1 pseudogene is annotated in these 440 nt (G+C 46.1%); it reads right to left on the bottom strand.

Going from position 1 to position 440, the window contains the following annotated elements:
• Positions 1-406 (bottom strand): annotated as a pseudogene (locus tag GJV78_RS24320) (hypothetical protein); the annotation flags it as partial.
• Positions 407-440: the final 34 nt, after the last annotated feature.

Raw genomic sequence — 440 nt, 5'->3', positions numbered from 1 at the left:
AATCCCACGCCAGTAGATTGGCATACACGATTGCCTGGGGAAGAATATTAAGCTCCCGGGCCAGCCTGAAATGATATTGCGTGAAGCGGCTACGTGATTTGAGGTTGGTGGTGCCATCATTTTGTACCGGAAGATGATTCCTGTAACGATCTACAGCTTCTTCAACCACCTGCCCGATGGTGACGTCAGGTATAAGTCCCAACACCCGTGATATCGTATTCTTACCATTCAGCGTATTCCAGCCTGCGGTTTCACGTCCAACCAGCATGATTTTTATCGGTGAATGCCAGTATTCTTCAAACGGCACGGGTAAAAAGACGCCTGAGTATTTATCTTCATTCAGGTTAAATGACTGGGCGTCAACTTCCTGTAATATCCGTTTGTACGCGTCTAATAGCTTTTCCATTCTTCAATCCTGCCCCGTAATAAAAACACCTTCA

Origin of the sequence: Intestinirhabdus alba (assembly GCF_009711095.1) — a bacterium.
In the GTDB taxonomy this organism is placed as follows: domain Bacteria; phylum Pseudomonadota; class Gammaproteobacteria; order Enterobacterales; family Enterobacteriaceae; genus Intestinirhabdus; species Intestinirhabdus alba.
This window is presented reverse-complemented; position numbering and strand designations above follow the sequence as displayed.